At 65.4% G+C, this 17,083-nt stretch carries 14 protein-coding genes; 3 read left to right on the plus strand and 11 right to left on the minus strand.

Annotated features, from left to right (window positions below; translation table 11 throughout):
• The first annotated feature begins 31 nt into the window (after nucleotides 1-31).
• Nucleotides 32-1,225, plus strand: a complete 1,194-nt coding sequence (locus FJW07_RS15405) for a phytanoyl-CoA dioxygenase family protein (protein ID WP_140857348.1) — start codon at nucleotides 32-34, stop codon at nucleotides 1,223-1,225.
• Nucleotides 1,226-1,279: 54 nt separating this feature from the next.
• Here FJW07_RS15405 and FJW07_RS15410 read toward each other — a convergent pair whose 3' ends face one another.
• Both FJW07_RS15410 and FJW07_RS15415 read right to left on the minus strand, forming a co-directional pair.
• Complete coding sequence (locus FJW07_RS15410) at nucleotides 1,280-2,032, minus strand: crotonase/enoyl-CoA hydratase family protein (RefSeq protein ID WP_140857349.1); 753 nt, start codon at nucleotides 2,030-2,032, stop codon at nucleotides 1,280-1,282.
• 27 nt (nucleotides 2,033-2,059) lie between these two features.
• The gene (locus tag FJW07_RS15415; protein WP_140857351.1) at nucleotides 2,060-3,829 is read right to left on the minus strand and encodes an acyl-CoA dehydrogenase; all 1,770 of its coding nucleotides are present in this window, start codon (nucleotides 3,827-3,829) and stop codon (nucleotides 2,060-2,062) included.
• Nucleotides 3,830-4,388: 559 nt separating this feature from the next.
• Here FJW07_RS15415 and FJW07_RS15420 point away from each other — a divergent pair.
• Nucleotides 4,389-4,625, plus strand: a complete 237-nt coding sequence (locus FJW07_RS15420; protein WP_140857353.1) for a hypothetical protein — start codon at nucleotides 4,389-4,391, stop codon at nucleotides 4,623-4,625.
• An 8-nt stretch (nucleotides 4,626-4,633) separates the two neighbouring features.
• On the opposite strand, the gene FJW07_RS15425 is transcribed toward FJW07_RS15420, so the two are convergent.
• The 9 genes from FJW07_RS15425 to FJW07_RS15465 all read right to left on the minus strand — a co-directional run bounded on the left by FJW07_RS15425 (nucleotide 4,634) and on the right by FJW07_RS15465 (nucleotide 15,539).
• Nucleotides 4,634-6,241: an FGGY-family carbohydrate kinase gene (locus FJW07_RS15425; RefSeq protein WP_140857355.1), complete on the minus strand. Its 1,608-nt coding sequence runs from the start codon at nucleotides 6,239-6,241 to the stop codon at nucleotides 4,634-4,636.
• Nucleotides 6,242-6,400: 159 nt separating this feature from the next.
• Entirely contained in the window at nucleotides 6,401-7,129 is a 729-nt protein-coding gene (locus FJW07_RS15430) for an SDR family oxidoreductase (RefSeq protein ID WP_140857357.1), read from the minus strand.
• A gap of 24 nt (nucleotides 7,130-7,153) precedes the next feature.
• Entirely contained in the window at nucleotides 7,154-8,377 is a 1,224-nt protein-coding gene (locus FJW07_RS15435; protein ID WP_140857511.1) for a sugar ABC transporter permease, read from the minus strand.
• A 26-nt stretch (nucleotides 8,378-8,403) separates the two neighbouring features.
• Nucleotides 8,404-9,240: an ATP-binding cassette domain-containing protein gene (locus tag FJW07_RS15440; protein WP_140857359.1), complete on the minus strand. Its 837-nt coding sequence runs from the start codon at nucleotides 9,238-9,240 to the stop codon at nucleotides 8,404-8,406.
• 67 nt (nucleotides 9,241-9,307) lie between these two features.
• Nucleotides 9,308-10,390, minus strand: a complete 1,083-nt coding sequence (locus tag FJW07_RS15445; protein ID WP_140857360.1) for a sugar ABC transporter substrate-binding protein — start codon at nucleotides 10,388-10,390, stop codon at nucleotides 9,308-9,310.
• 323 nt (nucleotides 10,391-10,713) lie between these two features.
• Nucleotides 10,714-11,598: an AraC family transcriptional regulator gene (locus FJW07_RS15450; protein WP_140857362.1), complete on the minus strand. Its 885-nt coding sequence runs from the start codon at nucleotides 11,596-11,598 to the stop codon at nucleotides 10,714-10,716.
• A 238-nt stretch (nucleotides 11,599-11,836) separates the two neighbouring features.
• On the minus strand, nucleotides 11,837-12,787 hold the full coding sequence (locus tag FJW07_RS15455) for an ABC transporter permease (protein ID WP_140659550.1): 951 nt from the start codon (nucleotides 12,785-12,787) through the stop codon (nucleotides 11,837-11,839).
• 16 nt (nucleotides 12,788-12,803) lie between these two features.
• Entirely contained in the window at nucleotides 12,804-14,366 is a 1,563-nt protein-coding gene (locus tag FJW07_RS15460) for a sugar ABC transporter ATP-binding protein (RefSeq protein WP_181182636.1), read from the minus strand.
• Nucleotides 14,367-14,432: 66 nt separating this feature from the next.
• A complete protein-coding gene (locus tag FJW07_RS15465) occupies nucleotides 14,433-15,539 on the minus strand; it encodes a sugar ABC transporter substrate-binding protein (RefSeq protein WP_140857366.1) in 1,107 nt (368 codons plus the stop codon).
• Between the two features lie 332 nt (nucleotides 15,540-15,871).
• On the opposite strand from FJW07_RS15465, the gene FJW07_RS15470 reads away from it, so the two are divergent.
• Nucleotides 15,872-17,074 carry an SGNH/GDSL hydrolase family protein gene (locus tag FJW07_RS15470; protein ID WP_181182637.1) on the plus strand — a complete coding sequence of 401 codons (1,203 nt, stop codon included), beginning with the start codon at nucleotides 15,872-15,874 and terminating at the stop codon, nucleotides 17,072-17,074.
• Nucleotides 17,075-17,083: the final 9 nt, after the last annotated feature.

The following is a 17,083-nucleotide window of genomic DNA, read 5'->3' on the forward strand; positions in this document are numbered from 1 at the left end:
GACAACCGGGATCGCAACAGGAGGATGCGTCATGAAGGCCGACAACCCAGCCAAGGTCAGGTCCGAACGGGTCTGGCTGACCAAGGACCAGTGCGACATCGAAGGCTTCCGGGCGATCGTCGAGCAAGCGACCAACCTCGCCGACTACCCCTTCGCCGCCGGCGTCGAAAAGAACGTGCTCGTCTATGACGGCGATGCTGTCCGCAAGGCGGCGGCCAAGCCCGAGACACGCAAGGCGCTGCTGGCGGAGTGGGTCGAGGCGATGACCAGCGGGCCTGGCGTCGTGGCCTTCAAGAAAGCGTTCGCCGACACGGCGCCGATCGATAGGGCGACCAGGCTCTTCAACGAGATGATCGCCGAGCAGCACGCCATCGGGACCGGCGGCGGCGACCATTTCGCCAAGCCGGGCGCCAATGATCGCATCTGGAATGCGCTGGAGAAATTCTGCCTGCGCGATCCGCAAGCCTTCGCCGCCTATTACGGCAACGACATCATCGCATTGATCTCGGAAGCCTGGCTCGGGCCGGCCTATCAGATGACCTCGCAGATCAACTGCGTTAATCCCGGAGGCGCCGCGCAATCGGCGCATCGCGACTATCATCTGGGCTTCCAAACCCCCGAAGTGATCGAGCGCTATCCGGTGCATGTGCACTCCATCTCGCCGGTGCTGACGCTGCAGGGGGCCGTCGCCCATTGCGATATGCCGCTGGAGAGCGGCCCAACGCTCTACCTCCCCTACTCGCAGGCCTATCTGCCCGGATATCTCGCCACCGGCCTGCCGGAGTTCAAGGCGTATTTCGCCGAGCATCACGTGCAGCTTGCGTTGGAAAAGGGCGATGCCGCTTTCTTCAACCCGGCGCTGCTCCATGCCGCCGGCAACAACCGCTCCGCCGACATCCGGCGCATGGCCAATCTGCTGCAGGTGTCTTCGGGTTACGGCCGCGCGATGGAGAGCGTGGACCGCACCAGGATGAGCCGCGCGCTCTATCCCGCGATCCAGACGATGCTGGCAGCAGGCGCGATCTCGAAGGCAGCGGCCGCCAACGCGATCGCCTCGACGGCGGAGGGCTATTCCTTCCCGACCAATCTCGATCGCGATCCGCCGATCGGTGGGCTGGCGCCGGAAACGCAGCAAGCGCTGCTCCACCGCGCGCTCGAGGCCGGCTGGACAGCAGAGGCTTTCGGCAAGGCGCTGGACGAACAGGCGGCCAAGAAGCTAACGTGACAAGTCCGCGGGCGTCCGCCACAGAGGGCGCCCCTTTCCGGATGGGCTTCGCGCCTATCCCTTCTTGCGGGTCATGAAGGCAGTCAGCGCGGCGCGCGCCTCCTCGGATGTCAGCCGCTCGCGGAAATGCTCGCTCTCGACCTTGATGCGGGCGATCAATTCCTCGCGCGGCTCGCGCATCAGGTCGCGCGCGATCTTCAGCGCCTGCGGCGGCTTGGCCGCGATGTCGTTGGCGGCGGCCAGCACCGCGCTTTCCAGCACGTCTTCCGCGACGACGTCGTAGATCATACCGGCCGCCTTGGCGCGCTCGGCCGAAAAGCCTTCGCCGAGGCCGAGCAGCGCGAAGGCGCCCTGCCGGCCGAGGAGCCGCGGCGCGATCAGGCTTGAGCCGGCCTCCGGTACAAGGCCGAGATCGACGAAGGGCGTGCGGAACAGCGTGCGCGGCGTGGCGAAGGTCAGGTCGCAATGCAGGTTGAGCGTGGTGCCGATGCCCACCGCAATGCCGTCGACGCCCGATACCATCGGCTTCTCGGACTTGGCCAGTGCCATCAGGAAATCCCAGACCTCGTTGCCGCCCTCGCCGCCAGTGGCGATGACCAGGAAATCGGCGAGGTCGTTGCCGGCGGAAAAGGCGCCCGGAACGCCGAGGAACACATGCACGCGGACCGCCGGATCGGCATCGCCTTCGGCAAGCGCGGTCGACATCTTCGCATACATGGCGCGCGTCAGCGCGTTCTTCTTGTCCGGGCGGTTGATGCGGATGATCTGCACGGCGCCCTGGCGCTCGACGAGGATATGGTCGGTCACTATCGGTTCCTTCGAGTATCGGGCTATTCAGGCGGAGATCAGCGCCTTGCCGGCTGCAGCGAGGCTTTCGGCGCCGTCGATGACGCGCTCCTTCAGCGCGCGCGTCTCGCCAAGCAGGTTTTCGGCAAAGAAGCGGCAAAGCGGGATGCGGTCGCGGTCGGCGAGCCCGCCCTGCGCCAGATAGGCGCCGCCGGCGGCAAACGAGATGAGGCGCAGATAAGGCGTGGCGCCGGCCATCGCGGCGTCGACCTTACCCTCGACCGTGAGCTTTTGCAGGAAGCGGGTCGCTTCGTCGAGATCGGCAAGCGCACGGTCGAGATTGTCTGCGGTGCGGCCGAAGCCTTCGATGTTGGAGGTGCGCACCGCATCGGCCACCGCTTTCAACTCGCCGATATAGGAATGCACATGCTCGCCGCCGCCAAGCGGCAGCTTTCGCGCCACAAGGTCGATCGCCTGGATGCCGTTGGTGCCTTCATAGATCGGCGCGATGCGGGCGTCGCGATAAAGCGCCGCGGCACCGGTTTCCTCGATGAAGCCCATGCCGCCATGCACCTGGACGCCAAGCGAGGCGACCTCGACGCCGACATCGGTGGAGAAGGCTTTGGCGAGCGGCGTCAGCAGGTTGGCGCGGTCGCGCCAGCTGGCCGCGGCCTCGCCTTCGCCGACGCGGGCGCGATCGAGCGCATGAGCGCAGGAATAGCTGATCGAGCGGGCGATCTGGGTCAGCGCCCGCATGGTGAGCAAACTGCGCTGCACATCGGGATGATGGACGATCGGCGCCATGCCGGAGCCGGAATAGGCGGAAGCCTTGCCCTGGCGGCGCTCATTGGCATAAGCGATCGCCTTCTGCGTGGCTGTTTCGGCGACGGCCACGCCCTGCATGCCGACGGCAAGGCGGGCGTTGTTCATCATCGTGAACATGCAGGCGAGGCCCTTGTTCTCCTCGCCGATCGGCCAGCCGATGGCGCCGGGCTTGGCGCCCTGGAAACCGTCGCCATAGATCATGGTGCAGGTCGGCGATGCATGGATGCCGAGCTTGTGCTCGAGGCCGGAACAGAAGACGTCGTTGCGGGCGCCGAGCGAACCATCGTCGTTGACGAAGAACTTCGGCACCAAAAACAGCGAGATGCCGCGGGTTCCCGCCGGTGCGTCGGGCAACCTGGCCAGCACCAGATGCACGATGTTGTCGGTGAAATCGTGCTCGCCATAGGTGATGAAGATCTTCTGGCCGAAGATGCGGTAGGTGCCGTCGCCGACCGGCTCGGCGCGGCTGCGCAAGGCCGCGAGATCCGAGCCCGCCTGCGGCTCGGTCAGGTTCATCGTGCCCATCCACTCGCCGGAGACGAGTTTTGCGAGGTATTTGGCCTTGAGTTCCTCCGAGGCGTGTTTGTCGAGCGCCTCGACAGCGCCCATGGTGAGCGTCGGGCCGATGCCGAAGGCCATGGCGCCGGAATTCCACATTTCGAGCGCGGCGACGCCGAGCATGGTCGGCAGGCCCTGGCCGCCGAATTCTTCCGGCCCGGACAGCGCGTTCCAGCCGCCGTCGATCCAGCGCCGGTAGAGTTCCTTCCAGCCGGGCGGCGTGGTGACGGCGGCGTCCTTGAGCACAGCACCTTGCTCGTCGCCGATCTTGTAGAGGGGAGCGACCTCCTCGCTGGCGAAGCGCCCGGCCTCGGCCAGGATCGCATCGACAATATCTTCGCCGAGATCGCCGAAGGTGCCGGCGTCCAGTGCCGGCTTCAGCCCGGCCACCTGCTTCAGCGTGAAGGCGATGTCCTCGACCGGCGCGCGATACATGTCTGCTCCTCCTGGTTCCAGCCAATCCTAGTGCATGGCCGAAGCGAAACCCATGCGTCGATCTCGCACCTTCTTTTTACGTAAACGTCAAACTTTGTCACGCGGATTTTGCAAGGGTGGACTTCGTCATCCACGGGCGAGCGGCGCCATAGAACGACAACCTAACGGGCGTTCCGGCTAATCACGAACGTGATCGACGCTTTTGCCCAACGAAGCTAATCGCAGACCTCAGGGATTAGCCGAAGCGCCCGAACTTCGTCATCCACGGGCGGAGCAAGGAGCGAGGCGACGCGCGCAGACCCGAGGATCCATTCCGTGATCTCGCGCGAGGGATGCAGCGGAGCAGAATTCTGGACCGTGGAAACGCCTCAATGTCACGGAATTGATTCTATGGTCTGCGCCGCGTCGCTTCGCTCCTTGCTTCGCCATAGAATGACGAAATCGCGATGGTCATGGCCAATTTTCGAGGCTGCAATTACGTCTCAAATTTCCGCAAAAAGGAATTACATGCTGCGATATGATCCGTTAGGCAATTCGTAGACAAACCGGACAACCATCCATGCTTGCCAGACCCGACGCCTATCGCTGCATCGAATGCGGCCTGCCTTACCGGGCGCCCGGGTTCTCGTACTATCACGGCATGATCGAGGAAGGCCCCGCCTACTGGACCGATCGCGGCATATTGTGCTCGCCGCAATGCTCGCTCGCGCATCACAAGAAGCGCAAGGCGGAAGGCACGCTGCCGCACGAGCCGGCGCCCGATCCGTTCGAAGTCCCGTCGCTGTTTAGGCGCTGATCGATCCCTCAGCGTATGCTGCGGCCTACCGCCTGCAGCGCCAGAAAGGCCGCGTAGCGGCGATCGTGCCACGTCCGCATGGCGTCGGCCGCCGGCCTGAAAACATCACCAAGCCGGGACATGGCAGGCATGGCGGTCGAAAGGTCCGCATACCGGCCGGATGCCACCGCTCCGAGCATCGCGGCACCCAGCAGCACCGGCTCGGGCGACTGCGAGGCGGCGACCGGCAAGCCGGCAGCGTCGGCAAGCAGCTGGCGCACCAGCGGCGACTGCCCGGCGCCACCGCTGATGACGATGGTGTCGACGGCAAGACCGGATGAGGCCATCGCCGCCACGATCTGACGCACGCCATAGCCGAGGCCGCAAACCCCGGCGACATAAAGGCCGACGAGACTTTCGACGGAACGGTCGGTGCCGAGCCCGGCGATCAGGCCGCGCGCATCCGGATCGGCCAATGGCGAACGATTGCCGAGGAATTCGGGTACGACATGGATGCTTCCCGCGAGCGTGGCGGCAGCCGACAGGTCGGGCGAAGCCGCCGTGGCGGCAGCGGCCAGCCAATCGACCAGCGATTTGCCTTCGGCAACGGCACGCGCGGAAGCCTCCGCTGCGGCCGGATGGAAACGCACCAGGAGATCGATCGCCGCGCCGGCCGCCGACTGACCGCCCTCGCTCAGCCAGAATCCCGGCACCATGGCGGAATAATAGGGTCCCCATACGCCCGGCACGAAGGCCGGACCTTCGCTGCTTGCCATGGTGCAGGCCGAGGTGCCGAGCACATAGGCCATGCGTGAGGCGATGGTACCGGCATCGCCGGCAGCGCCCACCGTGCCGACACCGCCGGCATGGGCATCGATCAGCCCGGCCGCCACGATTGTGCCCGCAACCAGTCCCAGTTCGGCCGCAGCCTTCTCCGTCAGCCCGGCGCCAAGCGCCGTGCCGGGATCGACCACTTCGGTGCCGATGCGGGCAAAGCCCTCGTCGGCAAGCTCGCCGAGCCCGACGGCATGGAAATAGCTGTCGTCCCAGCGCCGCTCATGGCCGAGATAGGTCCATTTGCAGGCCAGCGTGCAGACCGAGCGGGCAAGGCTGCCCGTGGCGCGCCAGGTCAGGTAATCGGCGAGGTCGAAGAAATGCCGCGCCCCGGCGAAGGTCGCGAGCAGGTTCTCCTTCAGCCACAAAAGCTTCGGCGTCTCCATCTCCGGCGAAATGACGCCGCCGACATAGTCGAGGACCGGATGCCGCAGAGCGTTGATGCGCCTGGTCTGGTCGAGGGCGCGATGGTCCATCCAGACGATGATGTTTCGATCGCTGTCTCCCGAACGGCCGACCGGCAAGGGCTCGCCATCGTCGCCGGCCACCACCAGGGAACAGGTCGCGTCGAAGCCGATGCCGCAGATTTCCCGGGGATCGACGCCCGCCTTCCCGACCGCCTCGCGCACGCTGGCGCACACCGCCTGCCAGACGTCGCGGCTGGATTGCTCGGCGATCTCGCCGGGCTCGATGAAGAGAGCAATGTCGCGCTTGGCGGAGGCGAGGAGCTCGCCGCGCTCGTCAAAGACGCCGGCGCGCGCGCTGCCGGTGCCGACATCGATGCCGAGGAAATGGGAGGGCATGGGAACCTCGAAGGTAGGGCAGTAGGCAGTAGGCAGTAGGCAGTAGGCAGTAGGCAGTAGGCAGTAGGCAGTAGGCAGTAGGCAGTAGGAGATGGTCAGTGTTGAATGGCCGGACGCAAGGGCCTCTTTCCCTATTCCCTACCGCCTAATTCCTACTGCCTACAGATCGTTGCTCTGCGGCAGGATCACCAGATCGCGAATGGTGATGTTCCTCGGGCGCGTGAGCATGAACAATACGGCTTCCGCGACCTCTGTCGGCTGCATCAGCCCGCCGGCCGCCAGCTCGTCCTCGAGCTTCTGCTTCGGCCAGTCGCTGATCAGCGCCGTCACCACCGGTCCGGGCGCGACTGCGCCGACGCGCAGGCCGTGCTTGGCGACCTGCCGGCGCAGCGTATGGACGAAGGCCTGTATGGCGTGTTTGGAGGCCGTGTAGACCGGCTCCCAGACGACGGGGACGAGGCCCGCAATCGAACTTGTGACAATGATGTCGCCGGTCTTGCGTTCGACCATATGCGGCAGCACCGCGTGCACCGAGCGGAACACCGAATTGATGTTGAGGTTCAGCATGCGGTCCCACGCGTCCGGATCGCCGTTGAGGATCTCACCGCCGACATAGGAGCCGGCATTGGCGTGGAAGATGTCGAGCTGGCCAGCCTTTTCCAGGATGCCGGGCATCATGGTCGCCACGCTGGCGGGGCTGGTGAGGTCGACCACCAGCGGGATCGCGCCGGCGCCGAGTTCGCCGACGACCTCCTTCAGCCTGTCCTCCGCCCGGTCGACCAGCACGACGCGGGCGCCGGCGGCAAGCATCGCCCTGGCGCATTCGAGGCCGATGCCCGATGCCGCGCCGGTGACCGCGGCGACTTTTCCCGAAAGATCTTGAGCCATGTGTACCCTTCTCGTTTGAACTGTTCAGGCGCGGCCGTGCGAAGCACGGGAACGGCGCGCGAGGGAGTCGACGATCACGGCGATGGCCAGAACGGCACCGGTGATCATGTAGCGAAGCGACGAGGACAGATCGAGCAGCGTCAGGCCGCTGGCGATCGACTGGATGACGATGATGCCGAGCAGCGCGGAATAGGCGCTGCCGCGGCCGCCGAACAGGCTGGTGCCGCCGATGACCGCGGCCGCGATCGCGTTCAGGTTGACGTCACCGGTGCCGGCCTGCTGGCTGGCGGAAGCGAGCCGCGCGGCGGCCAGCACGCCGCCCAGCGCGGCGAAGAGCGAGCACAGCGCGAAGGCGCTGAGATAGATGGCGCGCACCTTGATGCCGGCGCGCCGCGCCGCCTCGCGGTTGCCGCCGACGGCGGTCATCGATCGCCCCCATTTGGTCCGGGTGAGCGCATAGTTCATCGCCACGACGAGGCCGACGAACAGGCCGAACATCCATGGGATGCCACGCGACTGGTTGAGGTAGGCGACGATCAGCTCGAGGCCGATGGTTATGGCGGCGACGCGCAGGATGAGCCCGGCGGCGGACGGGGTCGACAGGTTGGCCGCCCGGCGACGCGCGAAGGTGCGAAGCCCGCTGACCAGCAGCGCCAGGCCAGGGATCGCCGCCAGCAAGTGCGAGACCCATTTCGGCATCACCATCAGCTGGCCGAAATCCACCAAAGCGGAGCCATAGGGCAGATTGATCGAGCCGGTGGAGCCGAGGATGTAGAGCTGCATGCCCAGCACCGCGAGCAGGCCGGCAAGCGTCGAGACGAAGCTTGGCATGCCGAGCCGGTTGAACAGCAAAGCGTAGAGCGAGCCGATCAGGGCGCCGAAGGCCAGCGCCGCGATGATGGCCAGCGCGACCGGCCAGCCCTGATTGACCCAGAGCGTGCCGACCATCGCCGAAGCAAAGCCGCTGATCGAGCCGACCGAGAGGTCGATCTCGCCGACCATCAGCACGCAGACGATGCCGAGCGCGATGACACCGACCGTCGAGCAGTCGAACAGCAGATTGACCAGGTTGCTGCTGGAAACGAAGATCGGGTTGAGACTGGTGAACACGGTCCAGATGACCACCAGGCCGACGATGACCGGCAGCGAGCCGAGATCGCCGCTGCGCACGCGATCGAGGAAGGCGCGGACCGCTCCACTGAGGCCTGCCTCATGCTTCACACGCGCATCGGCGCGGTCGAGCGCCATCGGGGCGGAGGTGCTTTTCTCTGCCGTCACGGGCGTTGCTCCCCAGCTTGTGCGCCGCCGCTGTGATCGCGCTCCATGCGCAGGCGCTCGGCGCGCCGCGACACCGCGTTGTTGGACGCGCCGGTGATGGCGCTCACCAGGTCCTGGTTCGAGGCGTCGGGCTCGAAGACGCCGTTGTTGCGCCCCAGCCTGAGCACCACGACACGGTCGGCGACGGCGCGGACATCTTCCATGTTGTGGCTGATCATCACGACGCCGAGACCGCGCGCGCGGACGCGGTCGATAAGGTTGAGCACCTCCGCCGTCTGGGCGACGCCAAGTGCGGCGGTCGGCTCGTCGAGCAGGATGAGTTTCGGCTCGAGCAGCAAAGAGCGCGCGATGGCGACGGTCTGGCGCTGGCCGCCGGACAGCGAGGCGACCGCCTCGCGCACGCTCGGAATGCGCGCCGACAATTCGTTGAGCAGCGTCCAGGCGCGCATCTCCATCGCCACCTCGTCCAGCCGCAGCGGGCTGAGCTCGTTGCCAAGGAAAATGTTGGCGACGACGTCGAGGTTCTCGCAGAGCGCGAGATCCTGGAACACCGTGGCGATGCCGAGCGTCAGCGCCGCGCGCGGGTCGGGCAGCGTCACCGCCCTGCCGCGGAAATTGATCGTTCCCGAACTCGGCTGATGCACGCCCGCGAGGATCTTGACCAGCGTCGACTTTCCGGCGCCGTTGTCGCCGACCAGCGCGACGACCTCGCCGGCATGGACGTCGAAGTCGATATCGGTCAGCGCCGAAACGGCGCCGAAATTCTTCGATATGCCACGCAGGCTGAGCACCAGCTCGCCGACTGAAGCCGACCTTTCAGAACTCTCACTCATGCGCCGCCTTTCGTGACAGTCGTTCCCTGGACATCCGGCCGCCGACGGGCGGCCGGATGCCATATGATCAGTTGGTGATGCCGAGCTTCTTGCAACCCTCGGCATAGCGGTCGACGCAGAGCTCGGCGGCCGTGTTGATCTTCTTGTCGATGATCTCGGCCTTGAGGTTCTCCTGCGTCACCACCGCCGGCGTGAAGAGCTGCGAGGGCGTGTCGTAAAGCGTCATCTCGGCCTTCGGCGTCTCGCCCGACAACAGCTTGACGGCAACGTTGGCCGCAGCCGCGGCGACGATCTCGCTCGGCTTGGAGATGGTGTTGTACTGGTCGCCGGCGATGATCAGCTGCAAGGCCGCGATCGTCGCGTCGTTGCCGGTCACCGGCGGAACCGGATCGACGCCTGCCGCCTTGAAGGCCGCGATCGCGCCGCCGCCGGTGCCGTCATTGGCGGCCACCACGCCGAGAATCTTGGCGCCGAAGCGGGTGATTTGGCCGCTCGCCCATTGCTGTGCCTTCGGCGGCGCCCATTCCGGCGTGTCGAATTCGGCCAGGATCGGATAGCCGCTGTTGTCGAGACCCTCATGGATGCCCTTCTTGATCAGGCCGGCGGCGGCGTCGGTCGGCGAGCCGTTGATCTGCAGCAGGCCGCCGCCGGCCGGATCGACCTTGAGGGCTTTCAGATGCTCGACCAGCGAGTCCGCGATCGCCTTGCCGATGCCTTCATTGTTGAAGGACACGTAGAAATCGGCGGGCGCAGTCGGGATCGGCCGGTCATAGGCGATGACCTTGACGCCCTGGCTCTGGGCGAGCTTGACCAGCGAGGCGGCGGCGGTCGAATCGACGGGATCGAGGACGATCGCCTTGGCGCCCTGCGAGATCACTGAATTGAACTGCTGCTGCTGGCGCGCCGCATCGGCGTCAGCGTTCTGATAGATCACCTTGCAGCCAGGGCAGAGCTTCTTCATCTCGGCGACGAAGCCGGGATAGTCGTGCTGCTCGTAGCGGGTCGATGCCTGGTCGGGCATCAGGAAGGCAATTGTGGCGTCGGTGACCGTGTCGGCGAATGCCGCCGTGGCGCCGAGCAGCGAGACCGCGAAAACGGCTGCGATCGTCGATTTCAAGGCAAACGGCGATTTCCAAGCATGTCTGGTCATTCGAATGTCTCCGTTTCGAGAAATGGTTTCATGAGGACCTGCGCGATGGCTGGCGCGTCAGGCCTTGACTGCATGTCGAACTGTTGGAAGGAGTATGATCAGCGGCGGCCAAGGATCGATCCGATCCCGGTAAGCCGCGCAAACATCCTCCTGAATGTGCTGGATCTCGGGACAAGCGATCCCCAGCACAGGGTGACCTGCACCCCGCGTCCTTCCTTCCCTGAATGTCTCTTTGTTTGACGCAATTCCGGACGGAGGCTACGGCAAGGTCGCCGCGTTCAACCGCTTCGTAATTGCTCTAAGCTCCTCCCGCTTCCTCCCTGTTAGGCGGCAATCTCCGCGTTGATGTTCTCAGCCAGCAAGGCCCTGAAGCGCGAGGGCGACATGCCTTTCTGCGCCAGGAACTGGCGGTTGAAATTCGAGATGTTGTTGTAGCCGGCGGCGTAGCAGATTTCGGTGATCGACATCTGCGCCTCGCTCATCAGCAACTGGCAGGCGAGGTTGATGCGCAGCCGGTTGACATACTGCACCAGCGCCATTCCGGTGTGCCGGCGGAAGCTGCGCGAGAAGGCGCTCGGGCTGCGCCCGGCAATCTCGGCCAGAGTGCCTTCGCTGAAGGGCTCGGTCAGGTGGCAGTTGATATAGGCGAGCGCCTGGTTGATGCCGGCCGACATGAAGCCGGACGGGTCGGGCAGATAGCCCGCGCTGGCCAGCGTGCGGACGTCGCCGGCGCGGCTCAAGATATCGAGCACGGCCATGAACAGCGACAGGCGGCGCACGCCCTGCGCCTCGGTAAGCTCCGCCAGCAAGGGCGCCGCGAGCTCAGCCGTCGCCGCCGAGAACAGCGCGCCGCGTCGGCTGGTTTCGAGGATGCCGGCGCAGGCGGCAAGTTCGGGCAGCGCGGCGGAAGCCTCGGCGATAAATTCTTCCGAGAACTGGACGACGCGGCCGCGCAGTGGCACGGTTTCGCCCGGCGGCACGTCGCTGACCCAGTTGTGCGGCAGGTTGGGCCCGGTGAGCACCAGATTGCCCGGCTCGAACTCGCCGATGAAGTCGCCGACGAAATAGCGGCCGGTGGTGGCGACGACCAGATGCAGCTCGTATTCAGGATGGAAGTGCCAGCGCACGGTGCGGAAAGGATAGCCGTGGGCCCAGGCCTTGAACGACTCTCCCTGTCTGATCTGGACGACTTCCAGGTCCGGATTCATCTTCATTTCCTCCCCGCGCGGGTCCGGTCTTGTGACCGGTTGCTGCGCTTCGTTGGGCAACCCGTGTATTCCCACTGGCCGCCGCGATTGAAAGCTTAGGCGGCAATTGAAGCGCCTGCCACCACGGCTTGTCCACCCGACCGATACTTTTTTGACGTTTCGGAGCAGGTGGAGAACGGCTCACGAACATAAACAGCGACGGATGCGGTGTGCGGCGCGCACCGAGAAACACCCGCACTCAGACCGATCCCTGCTCCTCGCCACGCACCCGGAAAGCGTCGACGGCAATCGCCAGCAGGATCATCGCGCCGCCGATCATCTGAATGTAATAGGCGGACACGTTGATCAGCTGCAGCCCGGTCTGGATGACCGTGATGAGGAGCGTGCCGCCGAGCATACCAAGCACCCGTCCGCGCCCGCCAAGCAGGGATACGCCGCCGATGACAGGAGCCGCGACCGCGTAGAGCAGGGTCGTGCTGCCCACGGTGACGCTCACGCCGCCGAGATAGGACGCGTAGAGGAAGCCGGCGAGACCGGCAAGGAAGCCTGACGCGGCGAAAGCGCCGAGCCGAGCGCGCCGCACGTTGATGCCGGCCGCATGCGCGGCCCGCCGGTTGCCGCCGGTGGCGTAGAGATTGCGGCCCCAGGCTGAATAGGCAAGCACGATATGCGCCGCCAGATAGATAACGAACAGCGCGACCGGCATGATCGGCCATGTGCCGATCGTCGCGCTGCCGATATAGGCGTATCCTTCATCGGCTATGACCAGCGTGCGGGCCTGCGTTGCGCCGAGCACCGCGCCCTGCAGGAACAGGCCCATGGCCAGCGAGGCGATGAGCGAGTTCATCCGCATGTAGGAGACGAAATAGCCGTTGACGGCGCCAATAAAAGTGCCCGTCAGCACGGTCACCGCGACGGCGACGGTCCAGTGCGCGCCGTATTCCTGCATGGCATAGGCGCCGATCATGCCGGAAAAGACGAGATTGCCGACGACCGACAGATCGATTTCGCCGATCAGCAGCGTGAAGGACACGGCCAGCACCAGCACGCCCAGCGTGGTGGCCTGCACCAGCACGTTCTGCAGGTTGCCTTCCGACAGGAAGAACGGATTGAGGACGCCGGCAAGGAGGCTGAAGACGATGATCAGTATCCACACCACATTGTCGAGAAGGAATTTCCTGCCGTTCATGTCGTCCTGCGTCCTGTCATGGTTTTTCCCTCAGGGACCTGGCGTCGGCGATGGCGCCGACCGTCAGGCCCTCGGCCGAAAGCGAGCGTTCGATGCGGCCCTTGGAAAAGACGACCACGCGGTCGACCAGCCGCTGCATCTCGTCGGGATCCTGCGCGATCAGCAGGACCGCGACGCCGCGTTTGGTGGCGTCATCGATGAGGCGATGGATGTGTTCCTTCGCCGCCACGTCGACGCCGATCGTCGGTTCGTCGAGCAGCAGGATCGCCGGGTTTCGCTCCAGCAGGCGGCCAAGCAGGATTTTCTGTTGGTTGCCGCCACTGAGCTTGCGGATTTCCTGATCCGGCCCGTCCATCACGACGTCCATTGCCGCGCGCGCCCGGCGCACGCGGCCGAGCATGCCGGAGCGGCTGATCGCCCATCCGGCCTGGCGAGGCCAGTTGCCGAGGCTGAGGTTTTCCGCGATGGACATCGAAGCGACATGCCCTTCGCCGATACGGTCATGCGTCAGATAGGCGATGCCGGCGGCAAGGCTGTGGGCCGGCGAACCGAGCCGGACCGGGCGGCCGTCGACCAGAACGCGGCCGGACATGACCGGGAGGAGCCCGCCGAGCGTGCGCAGCAGCTCTTGCGGGCCCTCGCCAAGCAGCCCGACAAGCCCGACGATTTCGCCGCGACCGATGGTGAGATCGACCGGGCCGCCGCCGGGGAAGCACAGATCGTCTATCTTGACGACCGGGGGCTTTGGTGCCGCCGACCTGGCGCGCCGGAATTCCTTCACATCGCTTCCGGTGATCAGCCGCGCCATGCCGTCGGCGGACAGCGATCCTGCGACGCCGCCTGCTGCGACCTTGCCGTCGCGCAGCACGGTGTATTCGCTGCAAAGCTGGCGGACCTCGTCATTGTGATGCGAGATATAGACGAAGGACGTGCCTTGGGCGGTCAGCGCCTCGACCCATTCCATGAGATGCTGGCGCTCGCGCGCCGCAAGCCCCGCCGTCGGTTCGTCGAGGATGATCAGCCTGGCATCGCCGGCCACGGCCTTGATGATGGCGAGCCGCCTGCGGTCGCTGGCATTGAGATCCCCCGAGCGCCGCCGCGAGGGGACGTGCATGGCGTGACTTTCCAGGAGAAGGGCGGCCTGCCGGTGCAGTTTGCCCCAGTCGACTAGGCCGCGGCGGCGCGGTAGGTTCGGCAAAAGCAGGTTCTCGCCGATCGACAGGTCCTCGAAAATTTCGGAGTGCTGCGACAGCAGATACAACCCACGCTTGTTGCGCGCGGTGAGCGACAGCGACGAGACATCCTCGCCGTCGAGCAGGATATTGCCCGCGTCGGCGCGCACGAAGCCGGCGACGACATTGGACAGCGTCGATTTGCCGGCGCCGTTCTTGCCGAGCAGGCCGTGGATCGCGCCCTTGCGTACAGACAGCGACACGCCGTCGAGCGCCGAAACCGGCCCGTATGCCTTGAAGACATTGTCGACGACCAGCACGGGCCGGCCGGACGGCGTCGCCGCGGCAAACGGCCCTTCGCGTGTCCGGCGTGCGCCGTCTGCCGGCTCGCGATCTGACTGCGTCATCGGCCGCCTCCCCATTCCAGGTCAAGGAGGGCGCGGCCGATACCGCGCGCCCTCGCCCGCCGGTTCTCAACCGGCGTTCTGCTCCATCTTCCAGACCTTGGTGACGACGTTGGCCCAGTGGCGCGGATCGTCGGCGTTCTCCTTGGTCAGGAAGTAGGGTGGTATGGTCAGGAGCGGCCCGGACGGGCTGTCGGCGATCGTTCCCTTCTCCCAGAAGTACTTCTTGTTCTCATACGGGCCGGTCGGCACCCGCTGACCCTTGAGCGTGTACTGCTCCAGCAGATCCACGACGATCTCGACATAGGCGATCGGATCCTGGGCGATGTCGGCATCGATCTCGCCGGCCTTGACCCATTCGAGCGCGTTGGGCGAGGCGTCGATGCTGGTCAGGATGATGTGCTTCTCATGACCGACCGGGAAGAGCCGCTTCTGCGTCTCCATGGCCTTGCGGGCATCGACGACGAAGATGTCGGTGGGCATGTGGATGGCGTCGAGGTCGGGGCGCTCGCGCAGTGTGGCGGAGACGACGGCCAAAGCCTCTTCATGCTGGTTGTTCTGCGGCCGCGAGATGATCTCGATGTCCTTGTATTTGGACTGCAAGGTCTCCTCGAAACCCTCCTTGCGGTTGCGCAGGGCGACCGCCGTCAGCGAGCCGTAATTGTTCAGCACGCTGCCCTTGGGCGAACCATATTTCTTGGTCAGCAGTTCGGCCGTCTTTTCGGCCGCCATGACGCCCGACTGACGATTGTCGAAGGTGACCGAAGCGGCGACGGTGCCGCCGGTGAGCGGCGTGTCGACCATGCCGACCGGAACGCCAAGCGACTTGGCCTTCTTCGTAAGCGGGATGAGCAGTTCGGAATCGAGCGCGTCCGAGATGAGGTAGCGCGGCTTCTGCAGCAGCAGGCTGTTCCAGTCGTTCACCTGCGCGTTGGAATCGCCGTTGGCATCCTTGCCGACGAATTGCAGTCCCAGGCTTTCGGCCTTGCGCTTCAACGCCTCCTGCAGGACGACGAAAAAGAAAAAGCCGAGATAGGGCGTTTCCCAGGCCACCACTTTCGAGAGCTCCTGCGCGCTGGCGGAACCGCTTCGGGTCATTATGCCAGCGGCGGCGCCCGCCGCGGCGCTTGCGAGCAAAGCTCGGCGGCTCAGTCTGAAATTCATGATGTTCGACATGGTTATCCTCCCTTCCCAAAGGCAATTGACCGGTCGCGGGTGCGACACGCACCAGCCCGCGAAACCGCTCGCTGGCCGGCAAAGGCTCCTCCACTGCCGGCTGCTACGACGGAAAAGCTAACCAAGCGAAAATGGCGATGCCACCACGCCCCTGACGCATGACCGATACTTTCTTGTGCTTCGAGCGCGACCGTGATGGCGGCGGTCCTGCGCTGGATGCAGAGGCAAGCCGCGAGAGCAAGAAAGTACCAGGCAGGCATCGGATTTCTGGTGGTGAAGCCAACCGCGCGTTGCTAGCGTTGCCGCTGCTCGATCCACGAGGAGGCGACGGGATGACCGGACATTGGATAGGAACGTGGGCCGCCAGCCCGATGAATGTCTGGCCGGGCGATGCCGTTCTTTACGGCTTCCACAACCAGACGGTCAGGCAGGTTGTGCGCATCAGCAAGGGTGGCACGCGCTTTTGTGTGCGGCTTTCGAACGAGCATGGCAGCGACCCGATCGACATCGGCGCGGCATCCATCGCCAGGGCCGCCGACGGCGGCAGCATCGAGGGCGGGAGTTTGCGCCGGTTGACCTTCGGCGGCTCGCGCGCAGCCAGGATCTTGCCCGGCGCGCCGCTTTTGAGCGACCCGGTCGAGCTCGCGGCCGGCGACCTTTGTGACGTCGCCGTCAGCCTGTATTTCAGCGGTTTCGCGCCGATCCAGACCTATCACTACGAGGCCCAGCAGACCGCCTATATTTCCGATTACGGCGAGTTCGTTCACGCCGAGCGCATGCCTTTGCAGCAGACCTCCACCAGCCGCTATTTCCTGACGGCCGTTCTTGTCGAATGCGAGGCCGACAGCCGCTCGATCGTCTGCTTCGGCGATTCCATAACCGACGGCTTCGGATCGACGGTGGATGCGAACGCCAGATGGCCGGATCGCCTGGCCGAGCGGCTTTCGGCGGCCGGACTGCTTGGCCGTCTCGGCGTTCTCAACCATGGCATCGGCGGCAACCGGGTGACCGCGAGCCGGGCACGCGGCGCGAGCGCGCTCGCTCGTTTCGACCGCGATGTGCTCGGCCTGCCCAATGTCGGCCAGATGGTGCTTCTGGAAGGCATCAACGACATCGGCTGGCCGGGAACGATGCTGGCCGGGCCGGCCGAGGCCGTCTCGCTGGAGGATCTGGTCGGCAGCTACCGGCAACTGATCGCGCGCGCCCACATGCGCCGCATCAAAGTCATCCAGGGCACGCTCACGCCCTGTGCCGGCGCGTTCGCGGGCGAGGCCCTGCGCACGTTCCACTCGCCCGAGAAAGAACGGGTCCGCCGCTCCGTCAACGATTGGATAAGAGCCTCCAGTCCCGCCGATGCCGTCATCGATTTCGACCGGGCGCTGGCCGACCCGAAAGACAGCTCCCGCATTCGTCCGGAATTCGACTGCGGCGACGGCCTGCACCCGTCCGATGCCGGCTACAAGGCGATGGCCGATCTCTTCGACCTCGATCTTTTCGGCCCGCCGACGACACAGGCGATCGAAGCACTTCCTTAACCATAGCGG

It is taken from the genome of Mesorhizobium sp. B3-1-9, from assembly GCF_006439595.1.
Taxonomy (GTDB): domain Bacteria; phylum Pseudomonadota; class Alphaproteobacteria; order Rhizobiales; family Rhizobiaceae; genus Mesorhizobium.

Coding starts and splice junctions, on each gene's coding strand:
- FJW07_RS15405 (WP_140857348.1), top strand. CDS start 32: ATGAAGGCCGACAACCCAGCCAAGGTCAGGTCCGAACGGGTCTGGCTG.
- FJW07_RS15415 (WP_140857351.1), bottom strand. CDS start 3,829: ATGTATCGCGCGCCGGTCGAGGACATCGCCTTCACGCTGAAGCAGGTG.
- FJW07_RS15420 (WP_140857353.1), top strand. CDS start 4,389: ATGCTTGCCAGACCCGACGCCTATCGCTGCATCGAATGCGGCCTGCCT.
- FJW07_RS15425 (WP_140857355.1), bottom strand. CDS start 6,241: ATGCCCTCCCATTTCCTCGGCATCGATGTCGGCACCGGCAGCGCGCGC.
- FJW07_RS15430 (WP_140857357.1), bottom strand. CDS start 7,129: ATGGCTCAAGATCTTTCGGGAAAAGTCGCCGCGGTCACCGGCGCGGCA.
- FJW07_RS15435 (WP_140857511.1), bottom strand. CDS start 8,377: ATGGCGCTCGACCGCGCCGATGCGCGTGTGAAGCATGAGGCAGGCCTC.
- FJW07_RS15440 (WP_140857359.1), bottom strand. CDS start 9,240: ATGAGTGAGAGTTCTGAAAGGTCGGCTTCAGTCGGCGAGCTGGTGCTC.
- FJW07_RS15445 (WP_140857360.1), bottom strand. CDS start 10,390: ATGACCAGACATGCTTGGAAATCGCCGTTTGCCTTGAAATCGACGATC.
- FJW07_RS15450 (WP_140857362.1), bottom strand. CDS start 11,598: ATGAATCCGGACCTGGAAGTCGTCCAGATCAGACAGGGAGAGTCGTTC.
- FJW07_RS15455 (WP_140659550.1), bottom strand. CDS start 12,787: ATGAACGGCAGGAAATTCCTTCTCGACAATGTGGTGTGGATACTGATC.
- FJW07_RS15460 (WP_181182636.1), bottom strand. CDS start 14,366: ATGACGCAGTCAGATCGCGAGCCGGCAGACGGCGCACGCCGGACACGC.
- FJW07_RS15465 (WP_140857366.1), bottom strand. CDS start 15,539: ATGTCGAACATCATGAATTTCAGACTGAGCCGCCGAGCTTTGCTCGCA.
- FJW07_RS15470 (WP_181182637.1), top strand. CDS start 15,872: ATGACCGGACATTGGATAGGAACGTGGGCCGCCAGCCCGATGAATGTC.